Source organism: Paenibacillus aquistagni, from assembly GCF_900177815.1.
GTDB classification, from domain to species: Bacteria; Bacillota; Bacilli; order Paenibacillales; family Paenibacillaceae; genus Paenibacillus_B; species Paenibacillus_B aquistagni.
In genome coordinates this window covers 1,053,447-1,076,807 of record NZ_FXAZ01000001.1, presented here as the reverse complement: position 1 = coordinate 1,076,807, position 23,361 = coordinate 1,053,447, and the positions used below count along the sequence as shown (strand labels likewise).

Below are 23,361 nucleotides of genomic sequence, written 5' to 3'. Positions count from 1 at the left end.
AATCTTATGTACATATCATTTGCTCCATTCAATTACAGTTTATGCGTGTCGTGTACGTTTCAGCTAGGTTTGTTTTAACTACAATTAAAAAGTCCAATGCTGGAAGAATGAGAAAAGACCCAGCATTATAGATTCGTATCCATTGCCGGGTCTTGCGATATTTGTTATTAATTGTATCATATTCCCTGCATTGAGAAAAGCATCAAGCTTGCCCCAATGCACATTTGCATGCTAGCTGTTTGCTAAGAGCTGTTGTTTCAACTCTTTATTTTTCTCCGTAAAGAGATCATTATGCGATGACACCATGCCATAGGAATTGGCTTCAGGCGATATATACAGCTTCGCGCGGTTTACCGCGTTCGCTGCGTCGTGGAATGCCCCAGCGATAAGATGAACCTTGCCTTCGTGGTGAAGGATGTCTCCGGCCGCAAAAACGCCTGGAGCCGAAGTCTCACTTAATGAAGTTCCAGCGAGACAATATTCATCGAGCATCTCGATCTTCACTTCACTGTTCTTCAGAAGATCTTTGTCACGTTCATAGCCGTGGTTAATAATTACTTCATCAACCTGCACTTCAAGCTCCTCGCCACTCTCCGCCTGGCGCAGAATTACCTTCTCCACCTTGTCATGGTTGTCAGCGGCTATCAATTTCTCGATAGAAGTATTCAGCAAGCATTCGACAGAGCTTTCTTTAAGACGTGTCACTTCAGCTTCATGACCCTTCAAGATATCCTTGCGATAGGTCAGAACCACTTTTTTGGCAATCGGTTCAAGCTCATTCGCCCAGTCGATTGCTGCATTTCCGCCACCTGAGATAAGAACCGTTTTATCTTTGAAGCGTGCAAGTGATTTTACCGTATAGTGCAGATTGTTTACCTCAAAGCGCTCAGCGCCTTCGATGTTAAGCTTGGTAGGGTTAATGATCCCTCCGCCAACAGCAAGAATAACCGTTCTTGAATAGTGGAATTGGCCTGAAGACGTATGTAGCTTGAATATCCCATCTTCTTCTTTTGAGATGGATGTCACCTTCTCACCAAGAACAACTTCTGGATTGAACGTCATCCCCTGTTTGATCATCTGCTCGATAAGCTCTGCACCTGTAACTGGCGTTAAACCTCCGATATCCCAAATCATTTTCTCCGGATATATGTTGACCTTGCCACCCAAAAAGGATTGATATTCAATGATCTTCGTGCTCATCTCACGCAAACCGCTGTAAAATGCTGCAAAAAGTCCAGCAGGACCTCCACCAATTATCGTTACATCTAGTATCTCTCTTGTATTCATCGCTGTGTTATCCTCCCACAGATTAGTGATAATGATTATCAATATCGTTAGTTTAGCAGAGTGGAAGGAAACAATCAACAACAATATTGCCTAGATATTGGAATGACACGATTATCCATTAGATCTGAGTATTAGAATTGGAACTCATCCTGCCAATCAAAATCAGCGGACTGCTCTAAGCTCTTAGGCCAATGCCTGCACCATTCTGGTGTCTTCGGGCTTTCCACTCTGTCCAGACTCGGGGTATACGGCTTGATATCAAGAATTGGTGTGCCGTCATGAGCATCGATATAAGGGATATGAATTACGCCATTTTCAGTATCGATAACATTAACCTGCACAGATGTTAGAGCAATGGGATTGGGACGAAAAGGAGATCTTGTCGCAAACACTCCCATGATCGCAGGAGACCATTTATAAGGTTGCTTCACTTCTAGGTTATGTCTACCCTCTTCATCACTAACCTCACTAAACCACCAAATGATGTTAAGATGACTAAAGCCATGCAACTCCTGCAAGGCTGGAATATACTCCTCTTTCAGCACTATCTGCATTCCTGCTTCACTTGCCTTAACACTTCCAATTGGACGAACATTAAGAGTATACATTTCATTTATTCCTCCTCTAGATTGTGATCTACGCTTACAAGATCAGTGTAGACCCTATCACCATGTGAGAGTCAAAAAAAATCTTGCAACATAGTTGCAAGATAGCAAGATTTCATCTGTTAAAGCCATTGAATTGGAATTTGAATTTCCGTTAAATAATTGGCAGGGTTATCTTCATTCCACGGTCCGCGATGGACAATCTGTCTGTTTTGACCGTACATTTGATACTGTTTACTCTCTAGCAGCCATTTCGCAAATGAACCATATGCTTCAGCAATATGATCAAATGAGCCATGTATCATTGTGCAAGCCATCATCGGAATCGGCTCTGTACTGCGAAACACGATCTCTCCCATGCTTCTCCCCTTCTCTTCTACAACCGAGCAAAGTTCGACATCCACATCGCGTTCTTTATACTCATTGTCATGATAAATAGAAAAGGTGCTGCTGCTTAACGAGATCTGATGTTCGGAAGCATGCTGAACCATATCTTTCCATAACTGGCCTTCTTCGTAGTAAGTAGGTAGCGTCCGTCGCAGTGATAGCACTTGGCAGCTAGGAATATTCTTTATGGTGACATTGTAATGAATGGGAAGCTTTTCTTCTTCAATATCTTTTATGGCCAGTTTAATCTTATCTATTTTTCTTTGCTCATCATGAATTGTCTTTTCAATATGAAGCCTCTTGTTCTGCAATTGATCTGTAATATAAGAACAATCCCAATGTTCAAGAGCAATCGCGATCTCAGCAACGGTAAACCCTACATCTCTTAAAAAGATAATCTTATTCAGAACAGGAATTTGCTCTGCCGAATACAGCCTGTACCCCGTAAGCTTATCGATCTGCGCTGGTTTAAACAAATCCAACTCATCATAATACCTGAGCATCCGAATGGATACTTGCGTTAGTTTTGAGAATTCACCGATTTTAAACACTATTATCACCCTGCTTCAAGTATTTCTATCTGTACTTCTCCAAGTAGACAAAGCTCAAATGATCATGGACTTCTATCGTCTTGAACTTGCGATAGCCAAGTTTGTCATATAAGTAAAGATTGCGTTCGCTTTTGAATCCAGTATAAAGCTCATAGCGCTTGCAATGTTGGAATCTAGCTTCGAGCTCACTCATCAGCCGAGTCGCGATCCCCTTATTTTCGTAATCGGGATGCACGATTAACTTGCCAACCTTGCATGTATTATTTTCTTCATATGCTCGAACTGAACCTATAATTCGACTGCCCACCATGGCTTTGAGAAAGAGCTGTTGTTCATACTCTTGTTCGATATCTGCTAGCGTTTGGGTTAAGGGCTGAATATTTGTACATTATTGACTAGAATGAATCAGACTTATTGGTTTTTACATGGTTTGATAGATATTATAATAGCAGCGTATCTACTATATGATGGAATTTATATGCATTGCAGTCTAATTCTTTGATCCCATATCCTCTCAGGAATTCACTCACTTGATCATGTCGATGGGAATAAACAGTAAGACTTTTAATCATATAATAAATATCATAATAGGGATCAGATATTCCGGCACCGTCTAGATCAATAAAGGCTTCAACTTTACCATTTCTAATGATTACATTCCCTGTCCCATAATCACCGTGTGTAAAAACCCATTTATCCATGGGAGGCCTATTATGATGTAAAAAATTCATCAGCATGTCCAGACTCTCATTTGGAAATGTCTTTTTTGCTGCGTCAACCACCTGTTCGGGAAATTTCCCGATATTTTCTTCGACCTGATCAACAAGTTTTGTCGGTGTAAACGTGTTAAATGGACATTCATTGATTGGCAGTTGATGCAGTTCCCTAAGTGTACGACCAACTAGATAACCTACTGATTCTTCCGTATCCTTTGAATTGTAATCTGAGGCAGGTTCTCCTTCTATATAGGTTAAACACAAATATTCTTTGGTATCATCTTCATAATAGCTTACGAACCTTGGAACAGGAGCTTTGTTCTGAAGCCATCTCACCTTGAAAAAATAAAAAAGCCCATCATCGTTATGTTCGAAGATGAGCTAATGGAATTGCGATAAAGCATAAAGCATCATACAAAATGGTTAGCGAGGTAGCAGTATCAGCTAGTCACGCTTTCCTTTTTTGTTGCGAAAGAGTGAGATTCCTCCAAAACCGCTAATAACCGCGATGTAGAAGCCTAAATCATACCACCAGCCGGTATTGTATACCTCATATATACGGATGCTGTCATTAAAAAGGCCAATAATCAATGAGATCGGAGCGACCCACCCATGCCATATTCCCCAGAAGAAGCCTGCTGGTTCCTGTGCACTGTAGCTTCCGTCTCCTGGCACACAGCCTGATAACATAACCACGGCAGCCACCATCATAAGAAGGAACAGCAATTTTCTTGATTTCATTTTCTACCCCTCCAATCCTTCAATCGTTATCATTATCTTAACCATATTTATGGTTCACCTACCAGTTTAAGTATACTTTTCTCCACATTCTATGTTAGACATCACCTTGTCACTGATCCTGCATAACGAATTCAGCAAGAACGTCGCCTCAAGGCTTCATTAATACCATGGCATAACATTCGACTTGTTTAAATCGAGTAAACCCTTCAACTATTTTAGTGATGCATAGCTAAATAGTAATCAAGCAACTGGTGATCGTTCAATGTTCGCACCTGCTCTCACTGAGGTAATGTCTCCGAGTATGTCTCGCCGTTCTTTTCCCAACTTATAGTTATGAGTATTCGATCCTCTCTAATCGCATCCCATACGGTATACGGATCATTCACCGTCTCTATCCAATCATAATCGATAATGAAGCTCTTTGTTGGTCTATTCTTGATTTCCTCCATGACGATTCCAGGCGGAAAATCATATATTGAATCATGATCGTTGTGTTCGGAAAGAGTTTCTACATAGGATGGATCAAACACATTTATAATTTGAGTACCCAGTGAAGTACCTTGAGCGAAGCTGATCCGATCTATCGTATTAAGCTCATTTGAGGTGCCTTTAAATGTATATTCAATCTGAAAATATTTTTTACCTGATCGTTTGATAATGTTTGGCTTTACTTTTGCATCCCATATGAGGCCGCTCTGCTCAATTGCATTATTTTCGTAGTTCTTTTCTTTCTCGACTTGATCAGAGCATCCGCAGATCAAAGCTATGATTATACCTAGCATTAGAAATCCTTTCACGGATACTCGTGCATGGGTTTCCATAGACACCCTCCTTTTGCACAATGAAGTATACGTACAATCCTGAATGATACTATCAAGTACAAGCACTATTGGTGCTCATTACTCGCTTCTTTATTATCAGATGATGTCTATTCAGATTGGTTACCTTATTCTACGTGCATCCCATCTAAATGCTTCAAAGTGGACAGCAATTTGTCCTTCATGAGCTCCTGCAGCTTCGCTGGATGAACCGAAATCAATGATTTACCATATCGCAAAAAATAACTTGAGATAAATTCTTCTTCACCCTCGTTGTAGTATCCCGTAATAAGATACTCGCTCCCAACGGCTTCAATGGACATCGAAGGATAATGCTCCTTATCGTATACATCCTTCCCTTGTTCTGTCACCATGACAGAGAAAGAGGTTGCTCCAGCCTGCTTATGGTGTTGCTCTAACGAATGCAATTCCTCCAGCTTCATGGATGATCTATTGTCAGTTGAGACTAAGGATATGATTTTATCGCATCTTAGCACCTGAACCTTTTTCTTATCGATAAGATAGAATGTAGCATACCACTGCCCGAATTTAGAGCTTAATCTCATAAATTGACCTGTCATCTGAATAGCTGCTTTTTGTTTGCAATACGAGACAAGATATACGCTCTCTTCGATTATTCCTTCAATGATAGCTCTTAAATGAGGGCTTACATTACTGTGGTTGGTCACCTCAAACTGCAAGAACTGCTTCATCCTCTCAATACGAACCTTTGCTTGATTAGGCAGTACCTTATTGAATTTCTCTTCCAACTTCAACATTTCATATTCAAATGGATTAGATTTGTAAGCACTTAGAGTCTGCATGGCAAAGTACAGGGCGTACATTTCATCTACATTAAAAATAATCGGGTTCAAAATGCGGTTATCAAGTACAACGTACTTCCCGTGTCTGCCCTGCTCTGTATATATAGGCATGCCTAACCTCTCTAGAGATTGAATGTCTCTTATCGCTGTGCTTTTTGAAATGCGATATCTCTCCATAATGTCTTTGAGATTAAACGTCTTCTTGCCATTAATGAATTGCAGCATATCATTTAGGCGTTCAGCTTTATTCATGCATAGACTCCTCTTTAATGGTGTCATAATTTGATACCTTTATATTGTATGCTAAGAGCATATCACATCTAAGGAGGTCATTACATTGACTTTAGAAATAGCTATTTTTCTATCCATGAATGGCAAGGCGAAGGAAGCGATACTATTTTATAAAAAACATCTCCAGGCGGAGGAGCTTATGCTTGTGACTTATGCAGATATGGCGAAGCGTGATCCTTCGTTCGAATTAACGGAAGACAATAAAGACTTCATTTCCCACTCTGTCCTTCAGATTGGAAAGACGAAGCTGATGATTGCGGAAGAAACGATGGACCCAAGCGAGCCGTATCAGCTAGGCAATCATTGTTCGCTGTGCCTTCAAAGTGCTGATTTAGCAGAAATTCAGCGTTTCTATGAGCAATTAACACGTGATAATCGCGTTCAGATCATTGAGCCGCTTCATGAAAATGCTTTCAGTAAAGCATACGGCATAGTCCAAGATCCCTATGGCGTGCATATTCAGCTTATGTATGACCCTCGTTTAGCCTAAAAGAGAATGAAAGGTTAGCTAAATAGCCTCTTCTAATTTAGTAGAGGTTATATTGCCATAATAAAAGGGCTCAACGGACCCAGCAATAAGAATGATATCATCGAGTTCTTATTGCGTGTCTATTGAGCCCTTACAATCACGCGTATGGAAGGAAAAAATGCCGCACAATGCATTACTGATTTACATTAAGTTGTTTTAATTGTGCCTACAGCCTAATACAACCGCTTCTCGTATGTCTCCATCAAGGAGGCATGCACCTTGTCTGGCTGCTCCTTCGCATGTGCCGCAATCATTTTTGAAGCATTCGGAAGCTCGCTAGGATCATGCCAATGCTCCACATTCCATAGATTAGAGCGTTTAAATGCTTTGCCGCAGTGAATAAAGCATTCTTCCACCTCAACCCCAATTCCAATCAGAGGTGATTTACCTCTGACTTCCATCTGATCCAGCAAGTCTGAGTCAGAGACAATGCATGCTTTCCCATTGATTCTCAAGGTCTCATCCAGTCTTGGAATAATAAATAGAATACCAATGTGAGGGTTATCCAGCATATTCAATATGGAATCAAAACGCCGATTTCCAGGACGCTCAGGAATAATGAGATGCTTGCTGTCCAAGACATGAACAAACCCCGGCGCATCTCCCCGCGGTGATACATCACATGTTCCGCTATGATTCGATGTTGAGATGAAGCACATCGGTGATCTTTTAATATAATCAACACAGTGCTCATCCAATTCTTCAATGGACTTATCTATGGCTATAGGGCTCGGGTGCCCTAATAATGCTCGAAGTTCGCTTTCCTTTGTAATCATATCTTTAAAAGGGCTCATCGCTTTCGCTCCTTATCTTGAACTCCTATTTATAGAAACAAATTATGATCCCGCATATTCATACTCGTAGCTAATCTTCATTTCAATGATTTCTTGATGTGTTACGCCGTCACGGTCATTCCATATCATCTTCGCTTTGGAGCGCTCGATTAATGGCCGATCAAGTGGAGGATCATCGTCTGATATTGGCCCCTCTATGCTCCCCATATCATCCAAATTATTTAATATCGAGACAGGACCTCCTGTGCTTGAGCTTGCCTGGCTGTAAACTGGATTCTGTCCTTCAATGATCAGAAAGCTAAAATAATCAGAGTCTTCTATATCGTCAGGTTGACCCTTGTAAATCAGTTTAGCCGATCCCCTTTTTATACGGTCAGGCGTAATCAACACCTTATAATGAACGATATCCCAATGTTGACCAGATCCTTCAAGCTCGTACAAACGCAGTCCTTCCCTTAACACAGCCTGATCACTTTTCTGATTGATCACGATAACAAGCAGAATTGCATTTGTCATTAACAATATGGCAATCAAGACAGCCGTATAACGTTTCTTCTTGATCATGTTAAGACCCTCTCTATTCCTCCACCTCGAAGATCGAGTCTACAATGATGGGAAGATTATCGCGAACAGACGCAGCACCGAATACGGATCTCGCATGAACCCCTTTTTCACCAAACACGTCAAGCATGAGATCTGAACAGCCATTTAGCACCTTATGGTGCTCATCAAAGTCTGGCTCAGCATTCACGAAACCTTGAATCTTCACAACTCGCTTAACCCGGTCCAATTCCCCTAATGCTTCCTTAACAACAGCCAGAATCTCAATTCCTGTTTGCCGAGCGTATTTATATCCTTCGTCGGTATTGTAGGTGCTGCCAAGCTTCCCTCTCGGGTTACCAGCGGGACCTTTGCCTGATACATACATGATGCCGTTCACGATTACCGCATTCGCATACTTCGCAGCTGGCTTACTTGCTGTCGGCAGTTGAATTCCCAGCTCATTTAATCGTTGATCGATGTATCCACTCCGTTCCTCGCTCAAGCTAATCACTCCTTTTCTCAGCACAGCGGCTTGATTTGGAATCTCTTGACGGTCACAGGATCATCGAACACGAGGTCTTTGATCCTGCGCTCCCCGTAATCCTGCATCATTCGAGTAAAGATTCTTGCGATAAGCAAGCTGTCCGCTAGTGCATCATGCCCTTCTTAGATCCTGATCATCAATGGAATAATACCTAATGAGAACATCCGTAGAGATAATATCTCTCACATCAGGATAAAAGTAGGTGAACAATGCCTTAGTATCTAGACATAGATTAGTTATCATGTCAGCTCCTGTTCTCGCACACTCATGTCGAAGCAAGGGGAGATCATATTCGTAACCTGCATGGGTGACAAGAATACAGTCTTGTGCAAAGACTCGAAAATCTGGATATGCATCCTTGAATGAAGGGGCATGCTTCAATTGTGCATTAAAGATTCCTGTGAATTGCTCAACTGGCTCTAGAATAAGCTTCGGCGGCTTCACAAACGTATTGAAGGTGTTTTTGCTTATCACGCCACCATTCTCGATAATCACAGCACCAATCTGCGTAATATGCGCAGTATCCTGCTCAATGCCCGTTGCCTCCAGATCAAAGACACAATATTTTTGATTGTTCCAATTCGGAACTGGTCACGATGTTACATTAAAGGTATACACCCTAGTCATTTCCCCGGTTAAACTATAGCTCTCTCCATTGCGCTTCCACCCATTATGCTCGTAATAATCCACTAGATCGGTACATAAATGAAGCTCTTGATAGCCTCGATCCCTCACTTGGCTGATCGCATGATCCTGAAGCATCTTGCCAAGCTGCTGGCCACGGTATTCAGGCTCTACGTACAAACATGCAAACCAAGGAAACAGATCCTGTCTGCTGCTGAGATCACTTCTTAGCAAAGCATAAGAACCCATAATCTTGCTTTCATCCATTGCAATATAGAAACGCGGCAGGTCACTGTCTGTCTTACAGGACCACTCCATACAATCTCGATAAAAATGGAAGCTTGATTCCGAGCCCCATTGTTTCCAAAAGAACTGTACGGCATCTTCCAGCATGTCCATGCGGTCTCGAAGATCATAAATCTGAATCATTATCATCCCTCATCTCTATATCGTGCAATCAATTAAAAATCCTCTTTAAGTTCATCCCTAGGGTCCGAGCATATGCCTAAGTTCGTTGTTTCCGTATCTCCTATTCTACCTTTATATCCAATACCTGTAAAATGGACAGAAACAAAATAAAACTGCTAGATTTCGATATCGCATCCATCAAAGCATTGACCTGATCTAATCAAATGTCCCGCATAGCTGACTGCATGACGCTGAAAGTCTGTTAATGATTCTTCATTCCCATCCCAATCCTTAAGCCACCAAAAGTATGATGCGGTGTTTCGATTATCCATAAATGTTGGGATAAGCCCATAAGCATCGCTATCTTTGTGAAAGCATAAAAAGCTCCGCTCATACTGCTCTAGTTTATTTAGAATGAAGAGATAATCACCTTGTCTTAACCATGAGTTATCGATATGAGTTTGTTCCCATTCTTTCCTCACTGCTAGTTGCGGCACATATGATTTGGCCAGAGCATGCATTCTCCCCATGACCTCTCCCCATTTTATAAAAATGTCTCTGCCCCATAGCGCAGCATTGCATGGATCACAGCACTGTCCGTTGGCCATCTCAAAGGCAGTGACCAAGCACATCTCATGCTCAGCATCGACACGCAATATATACTGACCATCAACTCCTCTTATGGGTGTTGACACATGCACTCCATTACTAGATAGATAATGAATCCACTCTAATTCTGCTTCAATGCTTGCTGCGCATCTACCACTTTCCGATATTCTTAGAATCATAGGCTTATGCTGTCTATTACATTGATATACCACATTGGTGGATTGGCTGATCATTTTTACTGTATCTGCATCAAATCGAAAATATGACGCCGCTTGCTTCAAGCCTTCTTTTCTAAGCATGGTAACCTCCATAAGCTTTATGTATCGGCCCATAGAATGAATGTAAACGAAAGAATGAACAAAATATAGACTTAACTTTTCCGTTCTGCTAAGCTAATAAATGATCCCATAAATCATTTTTCCTGTATAAAGGATGTTCTATATTTGTCCATTATTTCATCTACAACAAATAAGGAGCTGTTCTCGAATAGAGAGCAGCTCCTTTGCATTTGGTCCCAGACAGCTGGAAAAATAGTAAATGGGATTATTTCATGACATCGACATCGTAACTATAAAAATTCCTCTGGAAGTTCATCAACCAAACCAAAATGATGACGAATAATCTGAACAATTCGTTGAGAGGCTTTTCCGTCTCCAAACGGATTTTTGCTGCTCGCCATTTGTTGATAGAACTCCTCATCGAGCAACAGTTTGTTTGCTAGTCCAACAATAACCTCCTTATTTGTACCTGCAAGCACAACCCCGCCAGCATCGACGGCTTCCTGACGCTCTGTCGTGTCACGCATGAGCAGCAGCGGCTTGTTGAACACGGCTGCTTCCTCCTGCAGCCCTCCAGAATCACTTAGAATAAAGCTGGAGCATGACAAGAGATTAATCATATCAGAATAACCCAGTGGATCAAGCAGCATAATGCGATCATGTCCAGCAAGTATAGAGGCTGCATGTTCTTGAACGACTGGACTTTTGTGTACAGGATAGACGATCTGTACCCGCTCATGGCTGTCCGCGATCTGGCGAATAGCTTGAAACATCTGCTCCATGGGCTCGCCATAATTTTCTCTGCGGTGGGCAGTAACCGTAATGACCGTAGAATGGTTAAAATCCACAGCATTCAGCTTGCTTTCTTTAAATACATACTCCTCTTTGTGGGTTTGAAGTGCCGCATCCACTGCTGTTTGACCGGTAATAAAGATTTGCTCTTCTTGATAGCCTTCGTGAAGCAGATTTGTCTTTCCTAACGAGGTCGGTGCAAATAATAAATCGGATACCGTGTCTACTATTTTACGGTTCATTTCTTCCGGCCAAGGGGAGTATTTATCGTGTGATCGAAGTCCTGCTTCGACATGTCCGACAGGGATTTTATGAAAGAAACCTGCCATTGCGCCAACCATTGCAGTCTGCGTATCACCATGAACAAGGATCAAGTCGGCCTTCTCCTTGTCTAGTATTCCATCCAGTCCTTCCAATGCAGCACTAGTTACATAAGCTAATGACTGATTCGCTTTCATAATATTCAAATCATAATCTGGCTGAAGGTCGAACACCTCCAGCACCTGATCAAGCTGTTCCCGATGCTGCCCTGTGACCACAATTTTTGTATCGAAATAATTCGTATAGGTCTGAAGCTCTTTTATAACGGGACACATCTTGCTGGCTTCTGGCCTCGTCCCAAATACAACCATTACTTTTCTTCGTGCAGTCTGCATAGATCTCACCTTTTCTCTTAAATTTGGCTGCTGCTATAATAGAGATTCAACTTCCTTATTATACCATTCAAGATGATTCGGCTGCAAAGTCACCAAAATAAAAATCCCTGACGGCATAGTGCCCTCAGGGAAGAAACATGTGTCATTTAATTAAGCTTTTGCGGCCCAGATTTCGATTTCAATCTTGATCTCCGGCAGTCCTAATTCTGCAAGATATCCAATGGTCATCGCAGGATAATTACCGCCGAATAGCTGATCCCATTCTGCATAAAGATAATCCCAATCGATCTTCTCTACCGCCCAAATGTTAACCTTTACAATATGCTCAGCTGCGCATTCCTCTGCATGCAGCACCGCCTTGATATTGCGAAAAGTATTGCGAATTTGCTCATTCATGTTCTCCGGCAAGCACCCATCGATGTCAACACCAATTTGGCCAGATGTGACAAACAGCTCTGCATTTCTTGGAATACGCGTAATATGCGTATAATGACCTACCGGACTTGGCATTCCTTCTGGATTTCTTCTTGTAATTGTGTTGTTAGTCATAAACTATTACCTCACCATCTATATGATATCCTGCTGTTGTTCTTCCATCATCAAAAATGGGCACACTTCACCCGTGAATGATGATTCTAGAAGAAAACGGCAGTCGAGTATCCATAGCCAGAGGATAAAGCGCATAATGTTCTTTTCTTCATAACCGGACACTCCCTCCTATAAATGATGCAGGATTTCGTTAGCTCCCTTTGATTATACCAGCTATCCCATTGCATATCAAATCCAGTGTAGATGCAGTGCCTTAATGGTATGAAATCACATGACTGCTTAAACTGTATACCAATGCGGCTTCAGTCTAAGGTATATAATGTTTATAGTCATCAAAGCTTGGCTCGAGCGGAGTAATCATTCTCAGAGCAATTCTTTTTTTGCCAAACTTATATTCATACCTATAATGATAGGTCACATCAGGCTCATCATGATAGACAACATCAATCTGGTATGGATAAAAGCCAGATAATTTATCAGCCAAACGATATCCAACGGTTACCTCATAATCGTCCTGATCCACTCCATGGCTGTCCAGATACTCCACCATTTTCACACGCATTTCTTGTAGTTCAAGCGGGATCTTGATGAGTGCCATATAAGAAATATATCCAACGATTATCAAACTAATGATGATTGATGCCTTCTTCCATACTTCAAGCTGCTTTACAGGAATAAGATCACTTCCTCTGCTAAGAACGACTAACAGGATAAATATCCGCGACCATGGTTATCGATGTTCCGACTTGGTCAACTTCAACAAATCCAAAGCGTTGGTATAGACTCATTGCTGCCAGATTGCCAGGATCGACGCTTAGCGATACTCTTTTTACCTGCTGCCGTTGCAATTGTATAAATAGTTCCTTCAGCAGTGCTGTTCCCACTCCTGCCCCGCGATAAGGTTCGAGAATAGCCATCCCTAACTCAGGCACATCTTCAGCAACATAACCGAATCCTTTATTGTCCTCAGGATAAAAGCGGGCGGTTATTGACCCTATTGGCTTCTCTTCAGCATTCATAGCGATAAATCCGACATCTCCCTTACGTCCCCAATCCATAACATACTTCGCAAGATGTGGATCCTGAACAATATCACGCGGAAAAGGCGTGTCTCCCTCCGATACATACAGGGATTCATACAACGTATCCCATAAAAAAGAGAGGTCACCATCATGGATTGGTCTAATCCTATAAGTCATATACATCACCTCTGTTGAAAACGATACTGGACTCATCTTTATAACTAGAACACACCCCTTTACTTGTTGTCAGGGTTATGTTTTGTTATGTTTTGTTATGTTTGTTTTTTCTAATTCCTTTTCGATCTGTTCATTAATCTTCTCAAGCTCAGCTTCATCCAGCTTATCTAGTCTGCTAATCTCATGCTCCAAATCAAAGTTCTCCTGCTCTTTGCTGTTCATTAGACCGAGATGTCTACGAATCTCCTGCAATTCCTGATGAATCTTCCTGCTTTTGTGATATTGCGAAATCACGAGGACAAAAATGCTAGAGATCAACAGTAGGATCATGAACGGTACGTTTAATGACAAAATAAATAGAATAATGATCGCCACGATAATCAACAGCAGCATACGATGCCTCCTTCCATACCCAACAGAACTCCTCTGTTGCTCGTGATGCGCTGCTTGAGCTTCTATGTAACAAATATCATCATTCTGATTGACGATTCATCACATAAGAATGAATATACTCTCTAGCTCCTTGTGCAATGCTGCTTTGTTCGCTTTGTGCCCTTACAATGGAACAGACTTCCAGCAAATTAGGAATCGTATGCTCCTTCGCAACGGCGATGCCTTTCTTCAAGTAGCCTTTATACGCCAATGCGCTTCCCCCGACAATTAATACATCTGGATTGTACAGATGAATAACATTGGTCATCGCCACCCCTAAGTAATAACCGGCTTGCTCAATAATCGCTATAGCTTGTTCATCCTGGCCGTCGATCCTGCGGAACATTTCCTCTTGTCCGACTCCAGCTTGATCCAGAATCGCCCATTCTCCTGCAAGATGATCTAGAGATTTTACGGTGCCACCTTCGGTAGAAACCAAGGTGTACCCTAATTCCCCTGACCAGCCACGCGCGCCCTGGAGCAGCGTGCCGCCTGCTACAACACCTACGGCTAAGCCATAGCCTGCGAGCAATACAGCTATGGTTCGCTGATCAGGATAATGAACGGCTTCCGCCATTGTGGCCGCCTTGACATCATTCAACAGCCGTACGGGAATACGCCCATCCGTGATATGTTCAGCCCTAAGCCCGGTCAATGCAGGCATATCACTTAACTTGACACGCTCATTATCTTCAACAAGTCCAACGACGCCAACGCCGACTCCAGCAGGCGTATATCCTAATTCGTTTATAAATTCATGAATCTCTTTGAGTATGTAGGTCCGCTCACAATCTCGTCCTGTGGGTACAGTACGCTCTAGAAGCTGTCCGTCCTCTTGTTCTGCAAACATATACATGCTGCTCCAGCCGATATCGATTCCAACACATGGGTTCATCCTCTGTTCATCCTCCATTCAATAGATGCCGATTGTCAATCAGACAAGACGGTCTCGTTGCCATACGTTCATCTTAAGGGAGATTCCATATTCATCTTAACTATGATGATTGTTTAACCGCTTCAATAAGTTCATCAAGCTTGCTAAGAATCTTCTCATCCTGAATCCAGTGTCCCGCCATTGTTGATGATCGTTCTCGCAGAACCAATATTGTCCTTATCACAGGTGATCAGCACCTTGTCGATGCCCAAGATTCTTGCTTCACGAAGCGCAAGATGGAGCAGTGCCGTGGCATAGCCCTGCCGGCGTGCGCTTGGCCGTATCCCATATCCAATATGACCGCCAATCTCTAGCAGTGAAGCATTCAGCCTGTGACGAATATTTACCGCGCCTAGCATTGTGCGATCCTGCTTCACGAGCCAAAAGGTAGAACAATTAACCTTTCCTTCCTCAAGGTGCGAATCATGTTTTAATCGATCCAGTTCCTGCAGCATAGTGTGAAGATTTGAGCTGTCAAACCTCAAAACCCACGGAATGAGCTTTTCTCCGGCTGTTCTCCATTCTGTCGTCATCTCTAGATATTCACTTCGATAATCTGCGGTAGGTTCGATAAGTCTAACATTATCTTCCATTATGGATATTCCTCTCTTCCTAACAATCAATTAACATCTATCTCATCGGGGCTTGTTAAGTCTGATTTAGTATGAAACTCTCCCTTGCGATACCAATCAATGATCTTGTACCAACCGTAAGAAATGACAGCCGCATGCAAGATCCAGAACAAAAACCATATTCCAAAACGATTGATCGCCAGCAAGTCGCTATTGTACAAAATGAGAAAGATAAGAACACTAATGTTAAGCACACTCATGAAAATATTCGGTATTAGCCACGCAACGAACAAACCTATTCGCAGTTTCATTGCTTGCCCCTTCCATATCACACATAACTCAAATAGACGGTACCTCGTATGCTGCATCTAAGAAGGATTTATTTTGCCACCAACTTTGAACAAAAAAGGAATAAGTGCCAATAAGATCATACCTACTACAAATGTTGATAGGATCAATTCTTTCCATATTATTAAATGGTTTAAAAACATTCGATAGATAACTAATGAATTTATTGGGATGTTAAGTAATAAACCAGTGAGAAGTCCAGGTGCATACTTTTTCATTACGACGGTCGCAATAAGGTGTGGAAAAATAGCATTAAAAATCATTGAACCTAAAAATCCAATAAAAATCCATTTCGCAAAATCTGATTCTGGCATATATAAAAAACTAAATGCAGATAAATAAGCAAGAATCGTTATAAAAATAACAGCAAAATGAAACTCACTTGTGGTAACTGGCTTTTGAAACCTTGAAGATTGCTGTGACCATTTAGGCAGCCATATCGCTTCTTCAATATTATGAAGTGTAATAGCCAAACAAAAAAATACTATGAGATAATAGTCCATTTATCATTTCCCCACCCTGAAGTATCTTACATCGTATAATTTTAATGTGGTATAAGTCCTTAAAGTGGACTTCTTATACGTCTTAATGATTGTTCAACCGACGTGAATCATATCAAATCTGATCATGTTCCACTGCATAATAGCTGACCCACGCAGGGAAAAATCCTGCTCGAAGTGCAACTAATGTTGAAGCGATATTAGCCCCCCATGTGGTGTAGTACGGAATCGCTCCTCTCGTTTCAATCTCCTCTGCAAGCCCCTGTACCAGATAAGTTGCAAGTCCCTTGTTACGATATGCTGGCAGTGTATCGATGCCGATCTGCCATAGGTTCTTCATATAATCATCTGCTCCGGCAAGCGCAACCAATTGCTGCCCATCAAATGCTCCTAAAGCGATCACATCATTTTTATAAATCAAAGCATTATGGAAGTTTTTATTTGCATAAAGTTCTTTCAACTCAATCTGGTCAAATAACCGATATTCATAGCCCGAGGGCTTCTTCACACTTGTTTGCTTACCATATAGATAACGAACATGTTCTCCCGCAAGCTTCTTCCCATGCTTACGCAGTTCAGCTTCTATTAAGAATAGCTGATCTCCATCCATCAGTTCACAAGCAGGCAGCTTATTCATATGGGCTTCACACCAAGCCAACATCTCTTTATCTACTCGAATGATTGCATGTTCTCCGAATGTCACCATTTCAAAGAAGACTTCAGATGATTCTAGAATGAGATTGTTACTTGCATGAAACGAATCTGGTCGAAAACCCCATTGGTTTGCGATTCGGTGCTGTACGGCACTAATTTTTTGTAATTTATTCGTCTTCATGTTCTACAGGGCCTTCTTTCCTCTTCGTTGAATAAGTTGTGACCTACTGCTCAATCTGAATAAATTCGGTTGTTACCTTTTCAGTCAGCCACACACCATTCTGTGAACGGTAAAAAGGGATTCCTTGGCGATGCATCTCCCCGCTTCGTATGGCTAAGATAACAGGGATTCCATAACGGGAACCGACCTGTCTAGCAATGCCGACATCACGCGTTAAATGGACATGATGGCGCTTCATCGGCAGCAGCCCCTCTTGTTCAATATTAGCTAAGAATCGAGTGGCCGTGCCATGATATAGAAGCTCAGGTGGAACTGCTTCTTCAAGCTTAAGATCCACTTTAATGCTGTGGCCTTGATTCGCTCTAATCTTGCTGTGATCGTCTGACAAGGCAAACCTCTTCTTGTCGCTTGTCGCCACCACCTCCATAATCTTTTCTTTCGTTAGCTGATAGCTGGCGTCACTATTAAGGATGAGCTCCTGAAGATCCGCCCAGCCTTGATGATCAAGCTCAAGATTAGCAGCGGCGGGGTTATGTCTTAGGATATAGCTCAAATATTTGCTTATCTTCTCGGAATCCATCATGATACAATTCTCCTCATCTATTTATAATCAAATGGCTATGATTTACATGGAAAGGGATATCTCCCAAGGATGCTCTTCTCATTTTACCTCACCTCTTGAAATTTACGAATGATAATTTCCTTTTATAATCAAAAATACCCAAAATAAATAAACCTCAGGAATCTTTGAATCGACCCTGAGGTAAAGCAAGCTTATATCGATTGGTTGTTTCTAAAGGTTTGCAGATATTGTTGAATATCATCATCTGACGTTTGCAGCCACCTGGCAAGCTGATCTTGCAGCAATTGCAAGCGCTGGATCTTATGCTCTATTGCAGTTATTTTCCCGCTTACTAGATGCTTAAGCATGTCTTTATCCATATCCCGCTGCAGCATTTGAAGGGTCGTCTGAATTTCCTTTAATGAATAGCCTAACGATTTGGCGTCTTTAATAAATTTCAGTTTAACTAAATAATCCCCTGTATACATTCGATAGCCGTTGGAAGTACGTAGCGGAGCTGGGAGAATATCTTGCTCCTCATAATATCTAATCGCAGCGGCGCTAATTCCCGTTCGTGTGGCCAATTCACCACGTGTCATCTTCTCGATCATCCCCCTCACCTCGCTTAAGCTTATCATCGTTTTCTTTGGGTATACACCGGATCAAATTTAACTTCTGGAAACGATTGTGAAGGACCTTCCAACAGCAACTGCTGCTCTCCTTTTAGATACTGGTCAAAAAAGGCTCGAACATAAGATCTCGTAATCTCTATATTATGCACAGGATCAATCTCCTTCGCAAAAAGCTTCGGTGATATCAGTGCAATATCCGTAAAGCTTTGATGGAAAAAATGATCGACGATCAGATAATAAGTGTCACTCGTACTCTTGCTCATCACAGACTGCAGATCTGGCAGGAACTCTTCATAGAATACCTTACCCTTTTTTGTCTGCTTTGGATCGAAGCTCTTCGCCGTTTCTCCCGTCATCATATACATAAAAGGCTGCTCAAGCCCAGAATGTGCGACCTTTCCCCAGAATCCTCCTTCGAGGCTTACTCCTGCTCTAAAACGCGGGTCCTTCGCCAGCGTCTCAGCTGTGGTTGCCCCGCCATAAGAATGCCCAAAGATGCCCACACGCTCAAGGTCCAGCTTGCCATCAAGAAGTCCCTCCGGATCTTGAGCATTCCAGACCGTTAAGGTATCAAGCACAAAGCTGGAGTCCTTTGCTCGAATGCTTATGCCCTCAACATTGCTTTCATACAATGCTGCAGACGTATCATAGTCCTTACCTGGCACATAATAGATCGACTGATTGTCTGGGAAAGTTACCTTAGCAGACGTATAGGGATGATCCATCCCTACGACAATATAACCATGACTAACTAATTCCTCGATTGCTGTCAAGCTCTGAAAACGAGTTGAACGAACGCCGGGAGAAAAGAAAATGACTGGATATTCCGCCTCAGCTGATGACATAGCAGCCCCACGTACAATATGTGTTGGAATGAGATCGGCATGACTGAATAATTGCTTCGACACACCAAATACGAGACTAATCGCTTCTCCTAGATCAGACGGGTAATGCTCAACATCATGCTTCTCAACTTGATCGGGATCTACAGGATACCAAATATTAATCATGAGCTCTCGTTTCTCGTTGTGATCCTCACTGAGCGATTCCGCACGAGCATGATCGATCAGATGGCGTGATTCTGTGCCGATCGCATACTCACCGGTTGGCGATGGCATCGTGAATACAGGTAGAAGCACGCTTGCATAGACCGATGCACCAACCATTGCTGCCGCCAAAACCGATAATATACTTCTCAACCAAACAGGTACAGCACGATCTTTTGGGGTTGGCCAAAGTATTCGAACTAGGAAAACGATCGCGAGCACAGCTGCTACAAGATAAACCAGAATCATTTGAATTCGAAAGTGATCCATAATCTCATGCAGACTCGTAATGATTATAATACCGCCTAGGCAGCCCATATAAAGCTTTTTATTTCTTGGGCCGAAGGCCAGTCCTCCTACTGCTCCCAAAGTAACAACCACCAAAAGCACTTCGAACAACCGCATGATGCTATCCCTCCACTTCTATCTGCTGCTCCCTGTATGGGAGCACAAATGATCTAGGCTTAGCATAAACGTTGAAGTAACCTTCAAGGTCAAGGTGCAATTTGTGACACTGCGTATAACACAGATCTTAACGAGCTAATGTCCATTTCTATATGACCCATGTTGATATGAAAAATAGAAAGAGCAGCCCAGCTGCTTATTCCGCGACTGTGACTGCTCTATCTAAGATCTGATGAGTGCTTCTGATTGGATAGGGGCTATGATTTTTTAGCTTCTTCTTTATAATGACTCGTATCTCCATGCAAAATGATGTTTGCTTGATCACCTGTCATCTCGATCTTGCACAAGCAGGTTGGATGAATATAAGGAAGCTTCCAAAGATCTTTAAGCGCTCGATTCTCAAAATGAGCCATCAGCAGCTTAACGACTACAGTATGCGTCACGATCATAAGCGATTTTCCTTCGTATTGCTGTACTAGCTCAATAAGCTTACGAACTGCTCGTTCACGCACCTGCTCAAACATCTCGCTGCCATCTACCTTAAAGGATTCAGGATCATTCCAGAAGTTGTCGAATTGCTCGGGACTGTCGCATTTGGCTTGATCTTGTGTTTGACCTTCCCATATGCCAAGATTCAGTTCTCGGAAATCATCGCTTTCAAAGATCGGGAACTCACGTTCCGCTCGAATGATCTCCGCAGTATGAGAGGCTCGTCTGCTGGTGCTTGCAAATATAGCATCGAGATGTACATGCTTCATACTTTCTGCAAGCCATTCCGCTTGACGCACACCTTGCTCGGTCAATGGAGAGTCTTGATGCCCTTGAAAGCGATGCTGTACATTCCATTCTGTTTGTCCATGACGCACGAGATACAATGTGGTCGTTGTCTGCATCTGATCCTCTCCTTATGAGTATGTTTGGTATGTTTGATTCTATCATCACTTTCTGCTGCATTCAAAGCCAGCTAGTCATGCGCCGCTAATCTAGCAAGTCTTGAGTGGTTATTGATGAATCGCTGAACAGGCAAGCTGAACCTGCTCCCTCTTTCCATTATTCCATCAAGGTTGAATCCTAATCTGTCCACAAGCCGCAAGGATTTGAGATTCTTATGATTCCCTTACATCAACAGCTGCAGCGAAGCATCTATCGTTTGATCTTTAGAGCAAATCCATTTTTGCATTGCTCCTGCTCAACACCATTCTGTAATCGCTTTATTTGAACACCCTTATCATAAGTATTAGGTGTAGCTTATCTTCCCGCCATGGAAATGCAGGCTGTAGATTCTGCTGCCTTCGTATGTCACATATTCACTGCCATGAAAGGATTCCACACTGCCAGACCATTCACAGAAGTATTCAAATGGACCGTTCGCATAATGCTTCGGGCCACGATAAGGGGCATCATCAGGAACCCGCATTAAGGCTTCAAGCAAAAATTGTGGGAAACCTGCTATCTCTTCATACGTATCACCGCGATAATTCATTCCCCATATCGCTCTGTTCTGTTCCCACACTACCTCTTCGCCCATAAAATCCAGTTCTCCGTAATAACTGTCCAAGTACGACCATTTATCTTTTTGATAGGGTATGTCCTTGGCGCCTGGTCTTGTCGGCTTGGATGCAAGTCCTCCTCCTGAGGCGTACGCATTCTTCTTCGCCTCTGTAATAAAGTGAACGATATCCTTATTACTCATATGTTCTTCCTCCATAATTGAGCTTATATTGGGTGAGCATTCCATCTTATGTTGATTTGCTACAGCTTAAGATCAAAGCGATGCTGCAGATAGTAATGCAAGCCTGCTCGATCTACATTGCTGAATTGCAGGGGCATCCAGCATCATTTGATAGACCTCTTCATTTGATATCCAACGAATATTAGCGGTATCATCGCCTTCGATTAGCAGTCTTCCCCCTGCACGGCATATAAAATACATGCCCGCGGAGTCCACCGGCCCTTTTATCGTCTGATAGACGCAATAAGGCTCTACACACTCCACTTCAAAATCATAGTTGATCCCACAAGTATCGATGCGCTTCTGGCTGCCTTCGATCTCCGTTATCGTTAACCCCGTCTCCTCGAAAACCTCCCGCTTCAGCCCATCATATATCGATTCGTAGAGTTCCAGTCATCCCCCAGGTAGTTCGAGTGCCGATAACATTTAATACTCATAGGCATCACTCAAGTCTTCCTTCTCCACCCTCACTTATCTATAATTTCTTCACATATTCCCGATGCGTAACTTTCTCCTTCTGATCATAGACGCCAAAAATCTCAAAAGTTCCCTCCTCAAAGAACAATGGGAAACGACGCTTAAACCATGGCTGCATCGGATAGTTCATGGCTTCGGATATTGGGATCCACTTAAGCTCTCCCTCAGGCGGCTCCTGCAACAACTCGCCTTCGAAAGAAGTGGCCACGTAGTTAAAGACCATGTAACGAAAGTCCTCTTCGGGGTCGACAAATTCATCAAGCCCTTTGTAAACAAGGTCCCTCACAACCAAGCCGGTTTCTTCCCACACCTCCCGAATCGCGCCTTCTGTCAGACTCTCAGGAAAATCAACTTTACCCCCAGGACCGATCCAGCCAGGAAATCCTAGCTTATTGGGTCTGTTTACTAACAGCACCTTATCTCCATCACAAACTAAGCACATCGTATATAAAGCAACCTTAACACGCTGCATGGTCTTCGTCATTTATTCCTTCTCCTTACTGTTATGTCTGCGATCTTAATCTGCCCATGACGATCGTATCATACAATCTTCCATCAGCCAGCCGCTTATCATTTCTTAAACGGCCTTCAATTTCAAATCCATGTTTTTCATAGAGCCTGAGCGCCTTTGTATTGCATTCAAGAACGGACAGCGAAAGCTTCAGTATGTCGTTAGCATCAGCCCAAGCAATGGCTTGCCTCAGCAGTTCTGTCCCCACTCTGAAGCCCCAGTACGGCTTGCACACACCGATGCCAAATTCAGCTCTATGGGCGAGACGCTTTAACTCACTTCCTTCACAGCGAGCATAGCCGATCAGTTTGTTCTCGGCCTCTGCAACGAGAAATAGATTGGCCGATTGCTCCGTATCCATCTTAATGACTCTCTCAAAATCATCAGGCGAGAGATAGGCTTCTCCTCGCTCACGATCCATATATTCCGTCTCCCCATCGATCTGCACTCTTAATTGTGACATGGCTTGTGCGTCTGCTATTTCAGCAGAACGAATGATATAATGAAGCCCTCGGCAGTCATAGGATTGTTGATCAATAATCATGGTATTGTAAGTCTCCGTATACTTGATTTTGGATCATCTTGGTATAGCCATTATGTCCATTTCCATAACATGCTAATTATTCTATT

General features: G+C 42.5%; 33 protein-coding genes. 1 reads left to right on the top strand and 32 read right to left on the bottom strand.

Features of this window, described 5'->3' with window-relative positions:
• Nucleotides 1–231: 231 nt before the first annotated feature.
• The 8 genes from B9Y93_RS05090 to B9Y93_RS05055 form a co-directional block, all read right to left on the bottom strand.
• A complete protein-coding gene (locus B9Y93_RS05090) occupies nucleotides 232–1,287 on the bottom strand; it encodes an NAD(P)/FAD-dependent oxidoreductase (protein WP_085493237.1) in 1,056 nt (351 codons plus the stop codon).
• A gap of 131 nt (nucleotides 1,288–1,418) precedes the next feature.
• On the bottom strand, nucleotides 1,419–1,895 hold the full coding sequence (gene tsaA, locus B9Y93_RS05085) for a tRNA (N6-threonylcarbamoyladenosine(37)-N6)-methyltransferase TrmO (RefSeq protein ID WP_085493236.1): 477 nt from the start codon (nucleotides 1,893–1,895) through the stop codon (nucleotides 1,419–1,421).
• A 119-nt stretch (nucleotides 1,896–2,014) separates the two neighbouring features.
• Nucleotides 2,015–2,830 carry a MerR family transcriptional regulator gene (locus B9Y93_RS05080; RefSeq protein WP_085493235.1) on the bottom strand — a complete coding sequence of 272 codons (816 nt, stop codon included), beginning with the start codon at nucleotides 2,828–2,830 and terminating at the stop codon, nucleotides 2,015–2,017.
• Nucleotides 2,831–2,855: 25 nt separating this feature from the next.
• A complete protein-coding gene (locus B9Y93_RS05075) occupies nucleotides 2,856–3,179 on the bottom strand; it encodes a GNAT family N-acetyltransferase (protein ID WP_258960775.1) in 324 nt (107 codons plus the stop codon).
• Nucleotides 3,180–3,270: 91 nt separating this feature from the next.
• A complete protein-coding gene (locus tag B9Y93_RS05070; protein WP_176228851.1) occupies nucleotides 3,271–3,882 on the bottom strand; it encodes a phosphotransferase in 612 nt (203 codons plus the stop codon).
• 108 nt (nucleotides 3,883–3,990) lie between these two features.
• Complete coding sequence (locus B9Y93_RS05065) at nucleotides 3,991–4,287, bottom strand: hypothetical protein (protein WP_085493232.1); 297 nt, start codon at nucleotides 4,285–4,287, stop codon at nucleotides 3,991–3,993.
• 278 nt (nucleotides 4,288–4,565) lie between these two features.
• Nucleotides 4,566–5,108, bottom strand: coding sequence for a hypothetical protein (locus B9Y93_RS05060; protein ID WP_085493231.1), 543 nt, complete (start codon nucleotides 5,106–5,108; stop codon nucleotides 4,566–4,568).
• A 125-nt stretch (nucleotides 5,109–5,233) separates the two neighbouring features.
• A complete protein-coding gene (locus B9Y93_RS05055) occupies nucleotides 5,234–6,181 on the bottom strand; it encodes a helix-turn-helix transcriptional regulator (protein WP_097675931.1) in 948 nt (315 codons plus the stop codon).
• A gap of 85 nt (nucleotides 6,182–6,266) precedes the next feature.
• On the opposite strand from B9Y93_RS05055, the gene B9Y93_RS05050 reads away from it, so the two are divergent.
• Nucleotides 6,267–6,710 (top strand): VOC family protein, encoded by a 444-nt coding sequence (locus B9Y93_RS05050; RefSeq protein WP_085493229.1) that lies wholly within the window; start codon nucleotides 6,267–6,269, stop codon nucleotides 6,708–6,710.
• A 212-nt stretch (nucleotides 6,711–6,922) separates the two neighbouring features.
• Here the strand turns inward: B9Y93_RS05050 and B9Y93_RS05045 are convergent, their stop codons facing one another.
• The 24 genes from B9Y93_RS05045 to B9Y93_RS04935 form a co-directional block, all read right to left on the bottom strand.
• A complete protein-coding gene (locus B9Y93_RS05045) occupies nucleotides 6,923–7,543 on the bottom strand; it encodes a pyridoxamine 5'-phosphate oxidase family protein (protein ID WP_085493228.1) in 621 nt (206 codons plus the stop codon).
• Between the two features lie 42 nt (nucleotides 7,544–7,585).
• Nucleotides 7,586–8,107 (bottom strand): hypothetical protein, encoded by a 522-nt coding sequence (locus B9Y93_RS05040; RefSeq protein WP_085493227.1) that lies wholly within the window; start codon nucleotides 8,105–8,107, stop codon nucleotides 7,586–7,588.
• A 13-nt stretch (nucleotides 8,108–8,120) separates the two neighbouring features.
• Nucleotides 8,121–8,588, bottom strand: coding sequence for a RidA family protein (locus tag B9Y93_RS05035; protein ID WP_244903288.1), 468 nt, complete (start codon nucleotides 8,586–8,588; stop codon nucleotides 8,121–8,123).
• A gap of 153 nt (nucleotides 8,589–8,741) precedes the next feature.
• Nucleotides 8,742–9,179, bottom strand: coding sequence for a 3'-5' exonuclease (locus B9Y93_RS05030; protein ID WP_085493226.1), 438 nt, complete (start codon nucleotides 9,177–9,179; stop codon nucleotides 8,742–8,744).
• A 42-nt stretch (nucleotides 9,180–9,221) separates the two neighbouring features.
• Entirely contained in the window at nucleotides 9,222–9,683 is a 462-nt protein-coding gene (locus B9Y93_RS05025) for a GNAT family N-acetyltransferase (RefSeq protein WP_085493225.1), read from the bottom strand.
• Between the two features lie 155 nt (nucleotides 9,684–9,838).
• On the bottom strand, nucleotides 9,839–10,570 hold the full coding sequence (locus B9Y93_RS05020) for a phosphotransferase enzyme family protein (protein WP_085493224.1): 732 nt from the start codon (nucleotides 10,568–10,570) through the stop codon (nucleotides 9,839–9,841).
• A gap of 269 nt (nucleotides 10,571–10,839) precedes the next feature.
• A complete protein-coding gene (gene wecB / locus B9Y93_RS05015; RefSeq protein ID WP_085493223.1) occupies nucleotides 10,840–11,997 on the bottom strand; it encodes a non-hydrolyzing UDP-N-acetylglucosamine 2-epimerase in 1,158 nt (385 codons plus the stop codon).
• Nucleotides 11,998–12,147: 150 nt separating this feature from the next.
• The gene (locus B9Y93_RS05010; RefSeq protein WP_085493222.1) at nucleotides 12,148–12,546 is read right to left on the bottom strand and encodes a RidA family protein; all 399 of its coding nucleotides are present in this window, start codon (nucleotides 12,544–12,546) and stop codon (nucleotides 12,148–12,150) included.
• A 307-nt stretch (nucleotides 12,547–12,853) separates the two neighbouring features.
• Nucleotides 12,854–13,144 (bottom strand): hypothetical protein, encoded by a 291-nt coding sequence (locus B9Y93_RS05005; RefSeq protein ID WP_085493221.1) that lies wholly within the window; start codon nucleotides 13,142–13,144, stop codon nucleotides 12,854–12,856.
• Nucleotides 13,145–13,238: 94 nt separating this feature from the next.
• Nucleotides 13,239–13,745 carry a GNAT family N-acetyltransferase gene (locus B9Y93_RS05000; RefSeq protein ID WP_085493220.1) on the bottom strand — a complete coding sequence of 169 codons (507 nt, stop codon included), beginning with the start codon at nucleotides 13,743–13,745 and terminating at the stop codon, nucleotides 13,239–13,241.
• Nucleotides 13,746–13,820: 75 nt separating this feature from the next.
• Nucleotides 13,821–14,138 (bottom strand): 6TM ABC transporter family protein, encoded by a 318-nt coding sequence (locus B9Y93_RS04995; protein ID WP_085493219.1) that lies wholly within the window; start codon nucleotides 14,136–14,138, stop codon nucleotides 13,821–13,823.
• A gap of 79 nt (nucleotides 14,139–14,217) precedes the next feature.
• Nucleotides 14,218–15,072, bottom strand: coding sequence for an ROK family protein (locus B9Y93_RS04990; protein ID WP_176228850.1), 855 nt, complete (start codon nucleotides 15,070–15,072; stop codon nucleotides 14,218–14,220).
• Nucleotides 15,073–15,227: 155 nt separating this feature from the next.
• Entirely contained in the window at nucleotides 15,228–15,704 is a 477-nt protein-coding gene (locus tag B9Y93_RS04985; protein WP_085493217.1) for a GNAT family N-acetyltransferase, read from the bottom strand.
• 26 nt (nucleotides 15,705–15,730) lie between these two features.
• The gene (locus B9Y93_RS04980) at nucleotides 15,731–15,994 is read right to left on the bottom strand and encodes a hypothetical protein (protein ID WP_085493216.1); all 264 of its coding nucleotides are present in this window, start codon (nucleotides 15,992–15,994) and stop codon (nucleotides 15,731–15,733) included.
• 57 nt (nucleotides 15,995–16,051) lie between these two features.
• Nucleotides 16,052–16,534 carry an HXXEE domain-containing protein gene (locus B9Y93_RS04975; protein ID WP_085493215.1) on the bottom strand — a complete coding sequence of 161 codons (483 nt, stop codon included), beginning with the start codon at nucleotides 16,532–16,534 and terminating at the stop codon, nucleotides 16,052–16,054.
• A gap of 112 nt (nucleotides 16,535–16,646) precedes the next feature.
• Complete coding sequence (locus tag B9Y93_RS04970) at nucleotides 16,647–17,366, bottom strand: GNAT family N-acetyltransferase (protein ID WP_085493214.1); 720 nt, start codon at nucleotides 17,364–17,366, stop codon at nucleotides 16,647–16,649.
• Between the two features lie 43 nt (nucleotides 17,367–17,409).
• Nucleotides 17,410–17,949, bottom strand: coding sequence for an RNA 2'-phosphotransferase (locus B9Y93_RS04965; RefSeq protein ID WP_217809673.1), 540 nt, complete (start codon nucleotides 17,947–17,949; stop codon nucleotides 17,410–17,412).
• 191 nt (nucleotides 17,950–18,140) lie between these two features.
• On the bottom strand, nucleotides 18,141–18,536 hold the full coding sequence (locus tag B9Y93_RS04960) for a MerR family transcriptional regulator (protein ID WP_085493969.1): 396 nt from the start codon (nucleotides 18,534–18,536) through the stop codon (nucleotides 18,141–18,143).
• 26 nt (nucleotides 18,537–18,562) lie between these two features.
• Complete coding sequence (locus B9Y93_RS04955) at nucleotides 18,563–20,011, bottom strand: alpha/beta hydrolase family protein (RefSeq protein WP_085493213.1); 1,449 nt, start codon at nucleotides 20,009–20,011, stop codon at nucleotides 18,563–18,565.
• Nucleotides 20,012–20,268: 257 nt separating this feature from the next.
• A complete protein-coding gene (locus B9Y93_RS04950) occupies nucleotides 20,269–20,904 on the bottom strand; it encodes a histidine phosphatase family protein (RefSeq protein ID WP_085493212.1) in 636 nt (211 codons plus the stop codon).
• A 344-nt stretch (nucleotides 20,905–21,248) separates the two neighbouring features.
• On the bottom strand, nucleotides 21,249–21,704 hold the full coding sequence (locus B9Y93_RS04945; RefSeq protein WP_085493211.1) for a DUF5680 domain-containing protein: 456 nt from the start codon (nucleotides 21,702–21,704) through the stop codon (nucleotides 21,249–21,251).
• A gap of 72 nt (nucleotides 21,705–21,776) precedes the next feature.
• Nucleotides 21,777–22,118: an NUDIX hydrolase gene (locus B9Y93_RS25170; protein ID WP_425320336.1), complete on the bottom strand. Its 342-nt coding sequence runs from the start codon at nucleotides 22,116–22,118 to the stop codon at nucleotides 21,777–21,779.
• A 100-nt stretch (nucleotides 22,119–22,218) separates the two neighbouring features.
• Nucleotides 22,219–22,704 carry an 8-oxo-dGTP diphosphatase gene (locus B9Y93_RS04940; RefSeq protein ID WP_240968034.1) on the bottom strand — a complete coding sequence of 162 codons (486 nt, stop codon included), beginning with the start codon at nucleotides 22,702–22,704 and terminating at the stop codon, nucleotides 22,219–22,221.
• 19 nt (nucleotides 22,705–22,723) lie between these two features.
• Nucleotides 22,724–23,275: a GNAT family N-acetyltransferase gene (locus B9Y93_RS04935; RefSeq protein ID WP_085493210.1), complete on the bottom strand. Its 552-nt coding sequence runs from the start codon at nucleotides 23,273–23,275 to the stop codon at nucleotides 22,724–22,726.
• Nucleotides 23,276–23,361: the final 86 nt, after the last annotated feature.

Excerpts from the sequence above, each read along its gene's own strand:
- B9Y93_RS04935 (WP_085493210.1), bottom strand. The coding sequence starts at position 23,275 with ATGATTATTGATCAACAATCCTATGACTGCCGAGGGCTTCATTATATC.
- B9Y93_RS04955 (WP_085493213.1), bottom strand. The coding sequence starts at position 20,011 with ATGCGGTTGTTCGAAGTGCTTTTGGTGGTTGTTACTTTGGGAGCAGTA.
- B9Y93_RS05090 (WP_085493237.1), bottom strand. The coding sequence starts at position 1,287 with ATGAATACAAGAGAGATACTAGATGTAACGATAATTGGTGGAGGTCCT.
- B9Y93_RS05020 (WP_085493224.1), bottom strand. The coding sequence starts at position 10,570 with ATGCTTAGAAAAGAAGGCTTGAAGCAAGCGGCGTCATATTTTCGATTT.
- B9Y93_RS04995 (WP_085493219.1), bottom strand. The coding sequence starts at position 14,138 with ATGCTGCTGTTGATTATCGTGGCGATCATTATTCTATTTATTTTGTCA.
- B9Y93_RS04975 (WP_085493215.1), bottom strand. The coding sequence starts at position 16,534 with ATGGACTATTATCTCATAGTATTTTTTTGTTTGGCTATTACACTTCAT.
- B9Y93_RS05065 (WP_085493232.1), bottom strand. The coding sequence starts at position 4,287 with ATGAAATCAAGAAAATTGCTGTTCCTTCTTATGATGGTGGCTGCCGTG.
- wecB (WP_085493223.1), bottom strand. The coding sequence starts at position 11,997 with ATGCAGACTGCACGAAGAAAAGTAATGGTTGTATTTGGGACGAGGCCA.
- B9Y93_RS05025 (WP_085493225.1), bottom strand. The coding sequence starts at position 9,683 with ATGATTCAGATTTATGATCTTCGAGACCGCATGGACATGCTGGAAGAT.
- B9Y93_RS04950 (WP_085493212.1), bottom strand. The coding sequence starts at position 20,904 with ATGCAGACAACGACCACATTGTATCTCGTGCGTCATGGACAAACAGAA.
- B9Y93_RS04945 (WP_085493211.1), bottom strand. The coding sequence starts at position 21,704 with ATGAGTAATAAGGATATCGTTCACTTTATTACAGAGGCGAAGAAGAAT.
- B9Y93_RS05040 (WP_085493227.1), bottom strand. The coding sequence starts at position 8,107 with ATGATCAAGAAGAAACGTTATACGGCTGTCTTGATTGCCATATTGTTA.
- B9Y93_RS04970 (WP_085493214.1), bottom strand. The coding sequence starts at position 17,366 with ATGAAGACGAATAAATTACAAAAAATTAGTGCCGTACAGCACCGAATC.
- B9Y93_RS04985 (WP_085493217.1), bottom strand. The coding sequence starts at position 15,704 with ATGGAAGATAATGTTAGACTTATCGAACCTACCGCAGATTATCGAAGT.
- B9Y93_RS04965 (WP_217809673.1), bottom strand. The coding sequence starts at position 17,949 with ATGATGGATTCCGAGAAGATAAGCAAATATTTGAGCTATATCCTAAGA.
- B9Y93_RS05000 (WP_085493220.1), bottom strand. The coding sequence starts at position 13,745 with ATGACTTATAGGATTAGACCAATCCATGATGGTGACCTCTCTTTTTTA.
- B9Y93_RS04990 (WP_176228850.1), bottom strand. The coding sequence starts at position 15,072 with ATGAACCCATGTGTTGGAATCGATATCGGCTGGAGCAGCATGTATATG.
- B9Y93_RS05055 (WP_097675931.1), bottom strand. The coding sequence starts at position 6,181 with ATGAATAAAGCTGAACGCCTAAATGATATGCTGCAATTCATTAATGGC.
- B9Y93_RS05045 (WP_085493228.1), bottom strand. The coding sequence starts at position 7,543 with ATGAGCCCTTTTAAAGATATGATTACAAAGGAAAGCGAACTTCGAGCA.
- B9Y93_RS04980 (WP_085493216.1), bottom strand. The coding sequence starts at position 15,994 with ATGAAACTGCGAATAGGTTTGTTCGTTGCGTGGCTAATACCGAATATT.
- B9Y93_RS05060 (WP_085493231.1), bottom strand. The coding sequence starts at position 5,108 with ATGGAAACCCATGCACGAGTATCCGTGAAAGGATTTCTAATGCTAGGT.
- B9Y93_RS05010 (WP_085493222.1), bottom strand. The coding sequence starts at position 12,546 with ATGACTAACAACACAATTACAAGAAGAAATCCAGAAGGAATGCCAAGT.
- B9Y93_RS05005 (WP_085493221.1), bottom strand. The coding sequence starts at position 13,144 with ATGGCACTCATCAAGATCCCGCTTGAACTACAAGAAATGCGTGTGAAA.
- tsaA (WP_085493236.1), bottom strand. The coding sequence starts at position 1,895 with ATGTATACTCTTAATGTTCGTCCAATTGGAAGTGTTAAGGCAAGTGAA.
- B9Y93_RS04940 (WP_240968034.1), bottom strand. The coding sequence starts at position 22,704 with ATGACGAAGACCATGCAGCGTGTTAAGGTTGCTTTATATACGATGTGC.